Below are 14,628 nucleotides of genomic sequence, written 5' to 3' on the forward strand. Positions count from 1 at the left end.
CCGCCTGCGTGTTTGATGGGACGGTGACCGTTCCCCGCCCCCACCGTGACGATGTCCACATCGCTGTCGTCGGGCTGCTCGGCGGTGCACTGCTGTGGTCCCTGGAGCTCTACACCCAGCGGGGGGAGCAGATCTTCCCCGCCTGGGCGGCCCTGGTGCCGCTCACGGTGATCTGCTGCCAGACGGTGTTCCGCCGGTCCCTTCCGCTGACCACCCTCGCGGTCGCCACCGTCGCGCTGACCGCCGACCGGTTCACCGTCGGCAACCTGGTGACGATCATCCTGTTCACCGACGGGGTGTACGCCGCCGTGGTGTACGGGTCCCCGAAGGCCGCCCGGATGATCCCCGTGATCACCGGGATCATCACGGTCTCCGCGACCGCGGGCCTGCTGGCGTACACCCGCGAGCCGGTCGGACTGTTGTTCGGTGTGTTCATCGGGCTCCTCACCTTCGGCCCGGCCACGACCGGCGCGATCATCCGCAACCACCGGGAGGCCGCCGAGGCGGCGAGGCTGCGCGCCGAGCAGACCGCGCTGCTGGCCGAGATGGACCGGGCCCAGGCGGTGACGGCCGAGCGGTCCCGGATGGCCCGGGAGCTGCACGACATGGTGGCCAACCATCTCTCCGCGATCGCGATCCACTCCACCGCGGCGCTCTCCCTGGACGACCCCGGGACCACCCGGACGGCGCTCGGGGTGATCCGCGAGAACAGCGTCGCGGGACTGGCTGAAATGCGTCGGTTGATCGGGCTGCTCCGGGACAACAGCGACGACCGGGAACCCTCCGCCCGCCCCACACTCGCGGGCCTCGCCGCGCTGGTCGAGCAGGCCCGTACCAACGGAGCCCCGAGCGGGCTCACCTTCACCCTCGACGACCGCTGCGGGCCGTCACCGGCGAAGGCGGCCGGGACCGGCGCCGAGGCCCCGGCGGGAGCCCCGGCCGGCACGGTCACCGGTCCGGGAGCCGCCCCCGGGGGCAGACCCGCCGTCCCGGCACCGGTCGAGCTGGCGGTGTACCGGATCGTGCAGGAGTCCCTCACCAACGCGCTCAAGCACGCCGGGTCGGGCGAGGTCCGCATCACCCTCACCCATGCCCCCGGCCGGAACCTGACCGTGACGGTCACCAGCCCCTTCGGCTCCCGCACGGGCCCCCGCGCGCCCGGCTCCGGCGCGGGCCTGGTCGGTATGCGCGAGCGCGTCGCCCTGCTGGACGGAGACTTCGAGGCGGGCCCCGTGGAGGGACCCGCCGGGGGACCGGAGAAGATCTGGCGGGTGCGGGCGGTTCTGCCCGTACGGGACGACAAGGAGCCATCCGCATGACCGGTGAGCCCCGCACCGACGAGACGGACGAGGGAAGGGAGCACCGGCGTGTGCGCGTGCTGGTGGCCGAGGACCAGAGCGCGGTACGTGCCGGGCTGGTCCTCATCCTGCGCAGCGCGGCCGACATGGAGGTCGTCGCCGAGGCCGCCGACGGCGAGGAGGCCGTGCGCCTGGCCCGTGAACTCCGGCCGGACCTGGTCCTGATGGACATTCAGATGCCGTTGCTGGACGGGGTCTCGGCGACCCGGCTGATCGTCTCCGAACAGCTCGCCGATGTCCTGATCCTGACCACCTTCGATCTGGACGAGTACGTCTTCGGTTCGCTGCGCGCGGGCGCCGCGGGCTTTCTGCTGAAGAACACCGACGCCCGGGACCTGCTGGACGCGGTCCGCACGGTGGCGCGCGGCGAGGGCCTGATCGCCCCGGCCGTGACCCGCCGGCTGATCGCCGAGTTCGCGACGCAGCGGCCGGTTCGCTCCCCCGGCGCGCCCGACCCCTCGATCCTCGACGCGCTGACCCGCCGTGAGCGCGAGGTGCTCTCCTGCCTCGGCGAGGGGCTGTCGAACGCCGAGATCGCCGATCGCCTGCACATGGCGGAGGCGACCGTGAAGACGCATGTGAGCCGTCTGCTGGGGAAGCTGGAGCTGCGCAGCCGGGTGCAAGCCGCCGTTCTGGCACAGGAGTTGGGTATCTGACCCGCGTTTCTTCCCCCGGCCGTCGCCTTTGGTCTGGACCTATTGACGATTGGTCCAGACCTTCCTACTCTCACCGCAACACACGCTGCGGTGAGCCACGCAGAGTGCGCAGTGAACGGTCCTACCCCACTGTCCGGACCTCCACAAGGAGCACCCGTGAGCACTCAACCCCCACCACTGCACGGCTTCAGATCGAGAATCACCACCAGGTCGAAGATCGTCGCGGTGCTGACCGCGCTCATTCTTCCCCTGGCCGCGATGGTCGGCCTCGCCACCCCGGCCCAGGCCGCGACCTCGGCGACCGCGACCTACACCAAGGGCTCCGACTGGGGCAGCGGCTTCGAGGGCAAGTGGACGATCAAGAACACCGGCACCACCACGATCAACGGCTGGACCCTCCAGTGGGACTTTCCCGCCGACACCAAGGTCACCTCCGCCTGGGACGCGGACGTGACCAATGTCGGTACGCGCTGGACCGCCAAGAACAAGCCCTGGGCCGGTTCCCTGGCTCCGGGAGCCTCGGTCACCTTCGGCTTCAACGGCATCGGTCCGGGCGCCCCGTCCAACTGTTCGCTCAACAACGCGTCCTGTGACGGCGGCCCGCCCGGAGACCTCCCGCCGGGAGCCCCCGGAACCCCGGTGGCCAGCGGCATCACCGAGACCCAGGCGAAGCTGACCTGGACCGCGGCCCAGGACGACAAGGGCATCCTGAACTACGACGTCGTCCGCGACGGCCAGGTCGTCGCCACGGTCACCGGTCTCACGTACACCGACACCGGGCTGACCAAGGCCACGGACTACACCTATCTGATCCGGGCGCGTGACAACGCCAACCAGGTCGGCCCGGACAGCGGAACCACCCCCGTCCGCACCCTCGGCGACATCATCGTCGACCCCAACAAGATCAAGATGGGTTACTTCACCAACTGGGGCGTCTACGGCCGCAACTACCATGTGAAGAACCTGGTCACCTCCGGCACGGCGGCCAAGATCACCCACATCAACTACGCCTTCGGCAATGTCCAGGGCGGCCGCTGCACCATCGGTGACTCCTGGGCCGACTACGAGAAGGCGTACACCGCCGACCAGTCGGTGGACGGCGTCGCCGACACCTGGGACCAGCAGCTGCGCGGCAACTTCAACCAGCTGCGCAAGCTGAAGAAGCAGTTCCCGCACATCAAGATCCTCTACTCCTTCGGCGGCTGGACCTGGTCCGGCGGCTTCACCCAGGCCATGCAGAACCCTGCCGCGTTCGCGCAGTCCTGCTACGACCTGGTCGAGGACCCCCGGTGGGCAGATGTTTTCGATGGCATCGATCTGGACTGGGAGTACCCGAATGCGTGTGGTCTGACCTGCGACAGCAGCGGCCCCGCCGTGATGAAGAACATGGCGCAGGCATTCCGCACGAAGTTCGGCCCGAACTACCTGGTCACCGCCGCCGTCACCGCGGATGCCTCGGCCGGGGGCAAGATCGACGCCGCGGACTACGGTGGCGCGGCCCAGTACCTCAACTGGTACAACGTGATGACGTACGACTTCTTCGGTGCCTGGGCGGCGCAGGGACCGACAGCTCCGCACTCTCCCCTGACCGCGTACACCGGTATCCCTCAGTCGGGCTTCAACTCGGCCGAGGCCATCGCCAAGTACAAGGCCAAGGGTGTGCCCGCGAACAAGCTCCTACTCGGCATCGGTTTCTACGGCCGGGGATGGACCGGGGTCACCCAGGCCACTCCGGGCGGCACCGCCACCGGCCCGGCCCAGGGCACCTATGAGCCGGGCTTCGAGGACTACAAGGTCCTCAAGAACACCTGCCCGGCCACCGGCACCGTGGGCGGCACCGCCTATGCCAAGTGCGGCGCCAACTGGTGGGGCTACGACACCCCGGCGACGATCGGCTCGAAGATGAGCTGGGCGAAGAGCCAGGGCCTGGGAGGCGCGTTCTTCTGGGAGTTCAGCGGTGACACCAGCAACGGTGAACTGGTCGGCGCGGTGAATTCCGGGCTCCAGTAGTCACTCCAGAGCACGCGGGGCCGGGGAGATCGATCTCCCCGGCCCCTTCCGTATGCACCCAGCCGCCGTACCGGCCCCGGTCCAGCTCACGGTCCCGGTACGGCTCCCCGGACCACCCGGCCGCCGACCACAGGCGCCCCGGGGCCCCGGTGGCACGGACCCGGCCGGAGACTCGCCCCCGCGCCCGACCCCACGGAGAGCCGCAGCGAGCCCGCCACAGCCCCGTGGGCACGGAGCCCGGCCTCGCTCCACCGCGTGGAGAGGGCCGAAAAGCGCATCCCAGGAGCGAGCGCGTGGAGGTCGTTCGCCTTCGCCGGCAGGGAGGTGGGCCGGGACAGTCTCCCGTACGGACAGGGGCCGGCCGGGCGGCCGTACGCGAAGGGCCTACGCCACATTCACCCGCTGGCCGGGAGGCGCCGCCTCCAGCCACGCCAGGAAGCCCGTCAGCGCGTCCTCGCTCATCGCCAGCTCCAGGCGGGTCCCCTGGTGGAGACAGCCGAGCACGACCGCGTCGGAGAGCAGCGCCAGCTCCTCCTCGCCCTCGGGAGTACGGCGGGCGAGGACCTCGATCGCCGAGCGCTCCAGGATCCTGCGCGGCCTCGGGGCGTACGAGAACACCCGGAACCACATGATCCGGTCGCCGCTGTAGCGGGCCACGCCGTACACCCAGCCCTTGCCGGTGGGAGGCGCGGCCCCGGCGGAGCCCGGGATCTCGGTCTCCGGGACGTTCCACCGCAGCGAGCAGTCGAAGGTGCCGCCGGAGCGCTGGATCAGCCGTCGGCGGAGGCCGAAGACGAACAGCCCGATCCCCACCAGTGTGACGACGACCAGGACGCTCACCAGCACAGCGAGGAACATCTCCACCGACCTCCTCGCATCATCCTCGTACCGAATCGCGATCCACCATGCACCTGCATTGCCTCAGCCGCGGCACGGTCTGGAGGTTCCAGTCCGGGCCGCGGCTGAGGGCGACGACTGTCGGCGGTGTCAGCGCACCGCCACCGCGCGCAGACGGACATCGGCACGGCGCTCGGCGGCGGCGTCCGAATCCGACTTGGCACGCTCCAGCGCACGCTCGGCGCGCTGGGCATCGATCTCGTCCGCCAGCTCGGCGATCTCCGCCAGCAGCGACAGCTTGTTGTCGGCGAAGGAGATGAATCCGCCGTGCACGGCGGCGACGATCGTCCCGGCACCCTCGGGGGTGCTGGTACGGATGGTCACCGGGCCCGACTCCAGCACACCGAGCAGCGGCTGGTGACCGGGCATGACACCGATGTCGCCGGACGTGGTGCGCGCGACGACCAGGGTGGCCTCGCCGGACCAGACCTGGCGGTCGGCGGCGACCAGCTCGACATGCAGCTCAGCAGCCAAGGGTGGCTCCTCGGGTCACCACCCGGCTGTTCCGCCGGGTGTTGGGTCATAAGTCTAGTAGGGCTCCGGGCGCCGAAACGCCGGACCCCGCCCCGGCCGGGGTGATACGGCCGGAATCCAGGGGGCGTCCCCCGGACGGTGACGGTGACCGGGGGGCGGGACGAACCCGCCCCCGATCACCCGGCGAATCAGGAGACGCCGAGCTCCTTGGCCTTGGCCTTGAGGTCCTCAATGCCACCGCACATGAAGAACGCCTGCTCGGGGAAGTGGTCGTACTCGCCGTTGCAGATCGCGTTGAACGCGGAGATCGACTCGTCGAGCGGCACGTCCGAGCCGTCCACGCCGGTGAACTGCTTGGCGGCGTGGGTGTTCTGGGACAGGAAGCGCTCGACCCGGCGGGCACGGTGGACGACGAGCTTGTCCTCCTCGCCCAGCTCGTCGATACCGAGGATCGCGATGATGTCCTGGAGGTCCTTGTACTTCTGCAGGATCCCCTTGACGCGCGTGGCGGCGTCGTAGTGCTCCTGCGCGATGTAGCGCGGGTCCAGGATGCGGGACGTGGAGTCCAGCGGGTCCACGGCCGGGTAGATGCCCTTCTCGGAGATCGGACGGGAGAGAACCGTCGTCGCGTCGAGGTGGGCGAAGGTGGTGGCCGGGGCCGGGTCGGTCAGGTCGTCCGCGGGGACGTAGATCGCCTGCATGGAGGTGATCGAGTGACCACGCGTCGAGGTGATGCGCTCCTGGAGGAGACCCATCTCGTCCGCCAGGTTCGGCTGGTAACCCACCGCGGAGGGCATCCGGCCGAGCAGGGTGGACACCTCGGAGCCGGCCTGGGTGTACCGGAAGATGTTGTCGATGAAGAAGAGCACGTCCTGCTTCTGCACATCGCGGAAGTACTCCGCCATGGTCAGACCGGCCAGGGCGACGCGCAGACGGGTGCCCGGGGGCTCGTCCATCTGGCCGAAGACCAGCGCCGTCTTGTCGAGGACGCCGGACTCCTCCATCTCGTCGATGAGGTCGTTGCCCTCACGGGTGCGCTCGCCGACGCCAGCGAAGACGGAGACGCCCTCGTGGAGGTTGGCGACACGCATGATCATTTCCTGGATCAGCACGGTCTTGCCGACGCCGGCACCACCGAACAGACCGATCTTGCCGCCCTTGACATACGGGGTCAGCAGGTCGACGACCTTCAGGCCGGTCTCGAACATCTCGGTCTTGGACTCAAGCTGATCGAAGCTGGGCGCCTTGCGGTGGATCGCCCAGCGCTCGCCGACGTTGGCGTTCTCCTCGGGGAGGTTCAGCACCTCACCGAGGGTGTTGAACACCTTGCCCTTGGTGAAGTCGCCGACCGGGACGGTGATGCCGTTGCCCGTGTCGGTCACCGGGGCCTGGCGGACCAGACCGTCAGTGGGCTGCATCGAGATCGCGCGGACCACACCCTCACCGAGGTGCTGCGCGACCTCCAGGGTCAGGGTCTTCTTCGCCCCCTCCTCGGAGGGGTCGGCCACCTCGACGTGCAGCGCGTTGTAGATCTCCGGCATCGCGTCGACGGGGAACTCCACGTCGACGACCGGGCCGATGACCCGGGCAACGCGGCCCGTGGCAGCGGCCGTCTCAACAGAGGTCGTCATTACTTGTCACTCCCCGCGGTCGCGTCGGCCAGGGCACTGGAGCCACCGACGATCTCGCTGATTTCCTGGGTGATTTCGGCCTGGCGGGCCGCGTTGGCAAGCCGGGTGAGGCTCTTGATCAGCTCCCCGGCATTGTCGGTCGCCGACTTCATCGCGCGGCGGGTGGCCGCGTGCTTGGAAGCGGCGGCCTGGAGCAGCGCGTTGTAGATACGGCTCTCGACATAGCGCGGCAGCAGGGCGTCGAGGACGTCCTCCGCCGACGGCTCGAAGTCGAACAGGGGCAGGATCTCGCCCTTGGTCCCGCTCCGCTCGGCGCCCGCGGCGGTAGCCGCTGATGTCGCAGCGTCCAGGCTGAGCGGCAGCAGCCGGTTGGCCACCGGCGTCTGCGTCAGCATCGAGATGAACTCGGTGAACACGATGTGGAGCTCGTCCACACCGCCCTCGGCCGAGTCCTTCTGGACCGCCGCGATCAGCGGGTCCGCCACCTTCTTGGCGTCCGCGTAGGTCGGGCTGTCCGTGAAGCCCGTCCACGACTGCGTGACCGTGCGCTCACGGAAGCCGTAGTACGAAACACCCTTGCGGCCGACGATGTACGCGTCGACCTCCTTGCCCTCGCCCCGGAGCCGCTCGGTGAGCCGCTCCGCCGCCTTGATGGCGTTGGCGGAGTAGCCGCCGGCCAGACCGCGGTCGCTCGTGATGAGCAGGACCGCCGCCCGGACCGGGTTCTCCGCCTCGGTGGTGAGGGGGTGGTTGGTGTTCGACCCGGTCGCCACCGCCGTCACCGCGCGGGTGAGCTCGGTGGCGTACGGAGTGGAGGCCGCTACCTGGCGCTGCGCCTTGACGATGCGCGAGGCGGCGATCATCTCCATCGCCTTGGTGATCTTCTTGGTCGCGGTGACGGATTTGATGCGACGCTTGTAGACCCGGAGCTGGGCTCCCATGAGTCAGGTCCCTTCCGTCGTCACTTGGTGGTGCTGACCGGCACGTCTTCGCCCAGCAGCTTGCCGTCCGAGGTCTCGAACTGACGCTTGAAGGCGGCGATCGCGTCGCCGATGGCGGTGATCGTGTCGTCCGACATCTTCGCGCCCTCGGCGATGCTGGTCAGCAGCTCCTTGCGCTCACGGCGCAGGTGCTCCAGCAGCTCGGCCTCGAAGCGGCGGATGTCCTGGACCGGGACGTCGTCCATCTTGCCGGTGGTGCCGGCCCAGACGGAGACGACCTGCTCCTCGATCGGCATCGGCTGGTACTGGGCCTGCTTCAGCAGCTCGACCATGCGCTTGCCGCGCTCCATCTGCGCCTTGGAGGCCGCGTCCAGGTCGGAACCGAAGGCGGCGAAGGCCTCCAGCTCACGGAACTGGGCGAGGTCCACGCGCAGTCGTCCGGAGACCTGCCGCATGGCCTTGTGCTGGGCGGAGCCACCGACGCGGGAGACGGAGATACCGACGTTCAGGGCCGGCCGCTGGCCGGCGTTGAACAGGTCGGACTCCAGGAAGCACTGGCCGTCGGTGATGGAGATGACGTTGGTCGGGATGAACGCCGAGACGTCGTTGGCCTTGGTCTCGACGATCGGCAGACCGGTCATCGAACCGGCGCCCATGTCGTCGGAGAGCTTGGCGCAGCGCTCCAGCAGACGCGAGTGCAGGTAGAAGACGTCGCCGGGGTACGCCTCACGGCCCGGCGGGCGGCGCAGCAGCAGCGACACGGCGCGGTAGGCGTCGGCCTGCTTCGACAGGTCGTCGAAGATGATCAGGACGTGCTTGCCCTGGTACATCCAGTGCTGGCCGATGGCCGAGCCGGTGTAGGGCGCGAGGTACTTGAAGCCCGCCGGGTCGGACGCCGGGGCGGCGACGATGGTCGTGTACTCCAGGGCGCCGGCCTCCTCCAGCGCGCCGCGCACGGACGCGATGGTGGAGCCCTTCTGGCCGATGGCGACGTAGATGCAGCGCACCTGCTTGTTGACGTCGCCGGAGCGCCAGTTGTCGCGCTGGTTGATGATCGTGTCGACGGCCAGGGCGGTCTTGCCGGTCTGGCGGTCGCCGATGATCAGCTGACGCTGGCCGCGGCCGATCGGCACCATGGCGTCGACGGCCTTGTAGCCGGTCTGCATGGGCTCGTGCACCGACTTGCGGACCATGACGCCTGGGGCCTGAAGTTCGAGGGCGCGGCGGCCCTCGGTCTCGATCTCGCCGAGGCCGTCGATCGGGTTGCCGAGTGGGTCGACGACGCGGCCGAGGTAGCCCTCGCCGACGGCGACGGACAACACCTCGCCGGTACGGGTGACCGGCTGGCCTTCCTCGATGCCGCTGAACTCGCCGAGGACGACCGCACCGATCTCGCGCTCTTCGAGGTTGAGGGCGAGACCGAGGGTTCCGTCCTCGAACTTCAGCAGCTCGTTCGCCATGGCCGAGGGCAGACCCTCGACCTTCGCGATACCGTCGCCGGCCACGCTGACCGTACCGACCTCCTCGCGCGAGGCCGCGTCCGGCTTGTACGACTGGACAAAGTTCTCCAGCGCGTCCCGGATCTCCTCCGGCCGGATCGTGAGCTCCGCCATCTGGGTTCCCTGCTCTCCTTGTTGGGCCCGAAGTTTCTTACTGGGGGTCTGGGGGCCGACCCCCAGGAATCTTCTGCAATTTCTGCACGGCCCAACCGGGCCGCTCGTACTGCTGTCGTGCTGTTCAGTTGGTGGCGGCTGTCAGCCGGCCATCCGGCGGCTCGCCTCACCGAGGCGGTCCGCGACGGTCCCGTCGATGATCTCGTCACCGACGCGCACCGAGAGCCCGCCGAGGACCTCGGGGTCCACGTCCAGGTTCAGATGCATCGCGTGACCGTACAGCTTCGCCAGCACCGCACCGAGGCGCTGCTTCTGCTGGTCGGTGAGCGGTACCGCCGAGGTGACGACCGCCACCATCCGGTCCCTGCGCGCCGCGGCGAGCTTGGACAGGGACTGGAGTCCCTGTTCCAGGCTACGTCCCCGGGGCGCGGTGACGAGACGGACGACCAGTCGCTCGGTGACCGGGTGGGCCCGGCCGCCCAGCAGGCTGCGCACCAGCTCGCCCTTGGCGGCGGCCGTCGCGGACTTGTCGGTCAGCGCCGCCCGGAGCCGCGGGTTCGAGTCCGCGATCCGGCCGAACCGGAACAGCTCGTCCTCGACGTCGTCCAGCGCGCCCGCCTTCTGGGCCGCGGTGAGGTCGGCGACGGCCGCCAGCTCCTCGGCCGCGTCGACCAGGTCGCGCGACCTGGACCAGCGGGAGCGGACCATGCCGGAGACGAGGTCGACGCTCTCCCCGCCCACCTGACCGCGCAGGAGGCGTCCGGCCAGCTCGGCCTTGGCCTCCCCGGACTGCGCCGGGTCGGTCAGGACCCGACGCAGGGACACCTCGCGGTCGAGCAGAGCGGTGACAGAGGCCAGCTCGTCGGCGAGCTTCGCCGCGTCGGCGGACGTGTTGTCCGTCAGCGCGTCGAGGGACTCCCGTGCGACGGCCAGTGCCTCGCGGCTCGCTCCGTTCACCGGCCGACCTCGGCCTTCGACGTGCTGCCTTCGAGTTCGTCGAGGAAGCGGTCGATCGTCCGGCTCTGGCGCGCGTGGTCCTCAAGGGACTCGCCCACGAGCTTGCCGGCCAGTTCGGTCGCGAGCTTGCCGACGTCCTGGCGGAGCGCGGCGGCCGCGGCCTTGCGGTCGGCCTCGATCTGGGCGTGACCGGCAGCGACGATCTCCTCACGCTGCCGCTGGCCTTCCGCCCTCATCTCCTGGATGATCACGGTGCCCTGCTCGGTCGCCTCCTGGCGCAGCCGAGCGGCCTCGTGACGGGCTTCGGCGAGCTGGGCCTTGTACTGCTCCAGTACGCTCTCGGCCTCGGTCTTCGCCGCGTCGGCCTTCTCGATGCCGCCCTCGATGGCCTCCCGGCGCTCTTCCAGAACCTTGTTGATGTTCGGGAGGAGCTTCCTGGCGAGGAAGAAGAAGACGATGGCGAACGCGATCAGGCCGATGACGAGCTCGTCGGGATGCGGGATGAGCGGGGGCTGCTCCTGCCCCGCTGCCGCAATATTGAACAGAGCGCTCACATCAGTGCCTTCCGTGAAAAGAGTTGGGCTGTCCGGACCGCGTCCTAGTAGACGAAGCCCATGACGATGCCGATGAGGGCGAGCGCCTCACAGAAGGCGAAACCCATGATCTGGTTGGTACGGATCAGACCGGCAGCCTCGGGCTGACGGGCGAGGGCCTGGGTGCCGTTACCGAAGATGATGCCGACGCCGACGCCGGGGCCGATCGCGGCGAGACCGTAACCGATGGAGGCGACGTTTCCTTCGACGGCGGCGAGGGTCTGGAGAGCGGACATGCCGGTTCTTCCTTCTCTTTCAAGGACCCGGTGGGGGTTGGCCACCGGACGTCTGGGAGTGGGTTGTGGTGCGGAGGGAGTGAGGCTCAGTGGTGCTCGGCGAGCGCGCCCTGGATGTAGCTGGAGGCCAGCAGGACGAAGACGTACGCCTGGACGGCCTGGATGAACAGCTCGAAGACGATCATCGCCATGACCAGGATGAACGAGGTGCCGGCGTACAGGACGCCGATGCCGTTCAGGAGGTAGTAGGTGGCGAGGGAGAACATCACGATCAGGAGGTGGCCGGCGAACATGTTCGCGAACAGCCGGACCGCGTGGGTGAAGGGCCGGATCAGCAGGTTCGAGAAGAACTCCAGCACCACGACCAGCGGAAGGATCGGGCCGAGCTCCTTGTTGTAGCCGGTGATGTTCTTCCAGCCACCGACGAAGCCGTGCCTCTTGAAGGTGATGCTGAGCCAGACGATGTACACGATGAGCGCGAGGACCGCCGGGTAGGCGATCAGCGACGTCACCGGGAACTGGGCGATCGGGATGATCGACCACAGGTTCATGATCCAGATGAAGAAGAACAGCGACACCATCAGGGGGACGTACTTCTCGCCGTCCCTCTTGCCGATGATCTCGTAGACCACACCGCGGCGGACGAAGTCGTAACCGGCCTCGCCGACCAGCTGGAGCTTGCCCGGCACCACCTTGGGCCTGTTGAAGGCGGCCCAGAAGAAGCCGACCACGATGAACGTGCTCACGAAGGCGAGCAGCATGGGCTTGTCGAACTCGAACCCACCGACGGTGAAGAGGGGCTCGTACATGAAGGTGTGGAGCCCTGGGGCTGGGAATCCACATTTGGACTCAGAGAAGATCTGACAGTCCGCTTCAAAGGCGAGCATCTGGGGGTCAGCACTCACCGCGGGCTCCTTCAGCGTGGCGCATAGGTACGGCAACCTCGTTGTGTCGGCGCGGCGCGCAGCCGCGGTTCGGCACGGGACTGGTGTTACGGATGTGGGGGCGGCTGGCGGGCAGTGAGCCTCGCGGATGAGCAGGCGTCAGCTCAGATGCCCGCGCCCGCATTGCCGCAGTTGGCACCGGACGATAGCAGGAACACGAAAGGCCATTTATCCCGCCCCTACCTTTCACGCCGACGACCCCGCCTTCTGCGTCTTGTCACCGTTCGCACCGTCTGGTTCCACGTAGAGGATCTTGGCCTTCATGTAGGCGCGGGCCTGCGCGGCGACCCACACGATGGTCGTCGCCAGCAGCGTGAGCGCGAAGACCTTCGAATCGAAGAAGGTGGTGTCCTTGAAGACGGACAGGAAGACGAAGAGCAGCAGCAGCTGCGCCATGTAGAGCATCAGCCCCATGGCCTGGAACAGGTGCGGGTACTTCTTGGCGGTGCGCTGGAGCACGACGAGGCCGATCCCCATGAAGAGGACGACCACCAGCGTGCCGAAGACCGCCCCGAGCGCCCCCTTGCCACCGGCGACGACCGCGCTGACCGCGATGGCGATCACGCCGGCGGCAACGGTGGGTACGGCGGTGTTCAGGAGGGTGCGTGCGTCATTGGACGGCATGGCGGCAGCTCCGATTGCTGATGGGGGCAATGGTGTCGTCATGGACGAGCGTAATCCGGATCCGAGTCGGGTCCTCGGGGCCAACAGACCGTCGCACTACGGTCTTTCGGCTCTGTCGCCGGTTCTCGTGAATCGTATCACAAGCTATTTGAAGAGGTCTTTACCCAATGGTGTGCCAACTCTCACACAGGAGAGCTAACGCGCGCGTGTGCGCATGATTCAGCGGCGGCTTGTCTGGTATCGGGACGGAATGTGGAGTGTGTCACCCACGCGTTCCGGCCTTCCTCCGGTCGGAAAAGCGCGAACGGGCGCTCAGCGCGGTCGCTCCGTTGACACCCGCGGGGAACCTCACCGGCTGCTCCCCCGGCTCCTGGGACGCCCCTGACGTGCCGGACGCCCCGGCACCCGCCGCCGGCTGCGGGGTGCCCCCGGCGGGCTCCGGAGAGGCCTTTCCGGCCCCGTACGCGGGCAGGGTGCCGGACCGGCCGGCCCGGGCCCTGCGGCGGCGGTAGCGGGGCGGGACGAATGCCTCGGCCCAGCGGGGCGCCCGCGGGGTGAAGCGCGGCAGCAGCAGAAGCGCGAGGCCGACCGCGCTCAGCCCCACGACGACCATCACGATCACCAGCGACGCCGAGTGCACCGAGTACCCGACGACCCCGAAGGCGATCAGCGCCGACCAGAAGTACATGATCAGGACCGCGCGGCTGTGCGAGTGCCCGATCTCCAGCAGCCGGTGGTGCAGATGGCCGCGGTCGGCCGCGAACGGCGACTGCCCGTTCCACGTGCGGCGCACGATCGCCAGCACCAGGTCCGCCACCGGGATCGCGATGATCGTCAGCGGCAGCAGCAGCGGGATGAAGACCGGCAGCGCCGCGTGGGTCACCTCGCGGGTGCCGCCCTCGAAGAGCTTCAGCGCGTCCATGTCGACCTGGCCGGTCACCGAGATCGCCGCCGCGGCGAGCACCAGGCCGATCAGCATCGACCCCGAGTCGCCCATGAAGATCCGCGCGGGATGCATGTTGTGCGGCAGAAAGCCCAGGCACATGCCCATCAGGATCGCGGTGAAGAGGGTCGCGGGGGCGGCGGCCTCGATCGTGTACCCGAACCAGATGCGGTACGAGTACAGGAAGAACGCGGCGGCCGCGATGCAGACCATGCCCGCGGCCAGACCGTCCAGACCGTCGACGAAGTTCACCGCGTTGATGGTGATCACCACCAGGGCCACGGTCAGCAGGGTGCCCTGCCAGTCGGTCAGCGAGACCATGCCGACACCCGGCACGGGGATCCACAGGATCGTCAGACCCTGCATGACCATCACGCCCGCGGCGATCATCTGGCCGCCGAGCTTGATCAGGGCGTCGATCTCGAACTTGTCGTCCAGGACGCCGATGATCCAGATCAGGGCGGCACCGGAGAGCAGCGCGCGGGGTTCGTTGGACAGCTCGAAGACACTGTTCAGATTCTGCAGATGGTCCGCGACCAGCAGCCCCGCGCACAGCCCGAAGAACATGGCGATGCCACCGAGCCGCGGTGTCGGTTCTCGGTGTACGTCACGGGCGCGGATCTCCGGCATCGCTCCGGTCGCGATGGCGAACTTCCGCACGGGACCCGTCAGCAGATAGGTCACCGCGGCCGTGACACAGAGCGTCAGCAGATAATCACGCACGGGCTGCCCCACAGGAATCGCCGGCCAT

14 protein-coding genes are annotated in these 14,628 nt (G+C 68.6%); 3 read left to right on the plus strand and 11 right to left on the minus strand.

Features of this window, described 5'->3' with window-relative positions; translation table 11 throughout:
* Positions 1-23: 23 nt before the first annotated feature.
* From ACFYT4_RS19455 to ACFYT4_RS19465, 3 genes are all read left to right on the plus strand, one after another.
* Complete coding sequence (locus ACFYT4_RS19455; protein ID WP_389270039.1) at positions 24-1,319, plus strand: sensor histidine kinase; 1,296 nt, start codon at positions 24-26, stop codon at positions 1,317-1,319.
* The gene (locus ACFYT4_RS19460) at positions 1,316-2,014 is read left to right on the plus strand and encodes a response regulator (RefSeq protein ID WP_389270041.1); all 699 of its coding nucleotides are present in this window, start codon (positions 1,316-1,318) and stop codon (positions 2,012-2,014) included. The genes ACFYT4_RS19455 and ACFYT4_RS19460 overlap by 4 nt, the downstream gene beginning before the upstream one ends.
* A 258-nt stretch (positions 2,015-2,272) precedes the next feature.
* The gene (locus ACFYT4_RS19465) at positions 2,273-4,024 is read left to right on the plus strand and encodes a glycosyl hydrolase family 18 protein (protein WP_389270113.1); all 1,752 of its coding nucleotides are present in this window, start codon (positions 2,273-2,275) and stop codon (positions 4,022-4,024) included.
* 384 nt (positions 4,025-4,408) lie between these two features.
* On the opposite strand, the gene ACFYT4_RS19470 is transcribed toward ACFYT4_RS19465, so the two are convergent.
* The 11 genes from ACFYT4_RS19470 to ACFYT4_RS19520 all read right to left on the minus strand — a co-directional run bounded on the left by ACFYT4_RS19470 (position 4,409) and on the right by ACFYT4_RS19520 (position 14,600).
* Positions 4,409-4,882 carry a DUF2550 domain-containing protein gene (locus ACFYT4_RS19470; RefSeq protein ID WP_389270043.1) on the minus strand — a complete coding sequence of 158 codons (474 nt, stop codon included), beginning with the start codon at positions 4,880-4,882 and terminating at the stop codon, positions 4,409-4,411.
* A 129-nt stretch (positions 4,883-5,011) separates the two neighbouring features.
* Positions 5,012-5,395, minus strand: coding sequence for a F0F1 ATP synthase subunit epsilon (locus ACFYT4_RS19475; protein ID WP_389270045.1), 384 nt, complete (start codon positions 5,393-5,395; stop codon positions 5,012-5,014).
* 188 nt (positions 5,396-5,583) lie between these two features.
* Positions 5,584-7,026, minus strand: a complete 1,443-nt coding sequence (gene atpD, locus ACFYT4_RS19480; protein WP_389270047.1) for a F0F1 ATP synthase subunit beta — start codon at positions 7,024-7,026, stop codon at positions 5,584-5,586.
* Positions 7,026-7,967 carry a F0F1 ATP synthase subunit gamma gene (locus ACFYT4_RS19485; RefSeq protein WP_389270049.1) on the minus strand — a complete coding sequence of 314 codons (942 nt, stop codon included), beginning with the start codon at positions 7,965-7,967 and terminating at the stop codon, positions 7,026-7,028. The genes atpD and ACFYT4_RS19485 overlap by 1 nt, the downstream gene beginning before the upstream one ends.
* A 20-nt stretch (positions 7,968-7,987) precedes the next feature.
* Positions 7,988-9,580, minus strand: coding sequence for a F0F1 ATP synthase subunit alpha (atpA, locus tag ACFYT4_RS19490; protein WP_389270051.1), 1,593 nt, complete (start codon positions 9,578-9,580; stop codon positions 7,988-7,990).
* 141 nt (positions 9,581-9,721) lie between these two features.
* Entirely contained in the window at positions 9,722-10,537 is an 816-nt protein-coding gene (locus tag ACFYT4_RS19495) for a F0F1 ATP synthase subunit delta (protein ID WP_389270053.1), read from the minus strand.
* Entirely contained in the window at positions 10,534-11,091 is a 558-nt protein-coding gene (locus tag ACFYT4_RS19500; protein WP_389270055.1) for a F0F1 ATP synthase subunit B, read from the minus strand. The genes ACFYT4_RS19495 and ACFYT4_RS19500 overlap by 4 nt, the downstream gene beginning before the upstream one ends.
* 44 nt (positions 11,092-11,135) lie before the next feature.
* A complete protein-coding gene (gene atpE / locus ACFYT4_RS19505; protein WP_137993321.1) occupies positions 11,136-11,366 on the minus strand; it encodes an ATP synthase F0 subunit C in 231 nt (76 codons plus the stop codon).
* A gap of 86 nt (positions 11,367-11,452) precedes the next feature.
* Positions 11,453-12,271, minus strand: coding sequence for a F0F1 ATP synthase subunit A (gene atpB / locus ACFYT4_RS19510; RefSeq protein ID WP_389270057.1), 819 nt, complete (start codon positions 12,269-12,271; stop codon positions 11,453-11,455).
* Positions 12,272-12,496: 225 nt separating this feature from the next.
* Entirely contained in the window at positions 12,497-12,934 is a 438-nt protein-coding gene (locus tag ACFYT4_RS19515) for a hypothetical protein (RefSeq protein WP_389270059.1), read from the minus strand.
* 262 nt (positions 12,935-13,196) lie between these two features.
* Positions 13,197-14,600: an MraY family glycosyltransferase gene (locus tag ACFYT4_RS19520; RefSeq protein ID WP_389270061.1), complete on the minus strand. Its 1,404-nt coding sequence runs from the start codon at positions 14,598-14,600 to the stop codon at positions 13,197-13,199.
* Positions 14,601-14,628: the final 28 nt, after the last annotated feature.

This window comes from Streptomyces sp. NPDC004609 (assembly GCF_042873655.1).
Lineage (GTDB): Bacteria > Actinomycetota > Actinomycetes > Streptomycetales > Streptomycetaceae > Streptomyces.

What these genes read in the sequence shown, in the direction of transcription:
- atpD (WP_389270047.1), bottom strand. Translation starts at nt 7,026, where the DNA reads ATGACGACCTCTGTTGAGACGGCCGCTGCCACGGGCCGCGTTGCCCGG.
- ACFYT4_RS19485 (WP_389270049.1), bottom strand. Translation starts at nt 7,967, where the DNA reads ATGGGAGCCCAGCTCCGGGTCTACAAGCGTCGCATCAAATCCGTCACC.
- ACFYT4_RS19515 (WP_389270059.1), bottom strand. Translation starts at nt 12,934, where the DNA reads ATGCCGTCCAATGACGCACGCACCCTCCTGAACACCGCCGTACCCACC.
- atpA (WP_389270051.1), bottom strand. Translation starts at nt 9,580, where the DNA reads ATGGCGGAGCTCACGATCCGGCCGGAGGAGATCCGGGACGCGCTGGAG.
- ACFYT4_RS19465 (WP_389270113.1), top strand. Translation starts at nt 2,273, where the DNA reads ATGGTCGGCCTCGCCACCCCGGCCCAGGCCGCGACCTCGGCGACCGCG.
- ACFYT4_RS19470 (WP_389270043.1), bottom strand. Translation starts at nt 4,882, where the DNA reads ATGTTCCTCGCTGTGCTGGTGAGCGTCCTGGTCGTCGTCACACTGGTG.
- ACFYT4_RS19460 (WP_389270041.1), top strand. Translation starts at nt 1,316, where the DNA reads ATGACCGGTGAGCCCCGCACCGACGAGACGGACGAGGGAAGGGAGCAC.
- atpE (WP_137993321.1), bottom strand. Translation starts at nt 11,366, where the DNA reads ATGTCCGCTCTCCAGACCCTCGCCGCCGTCGAAGGAAACGTCGCCTCC.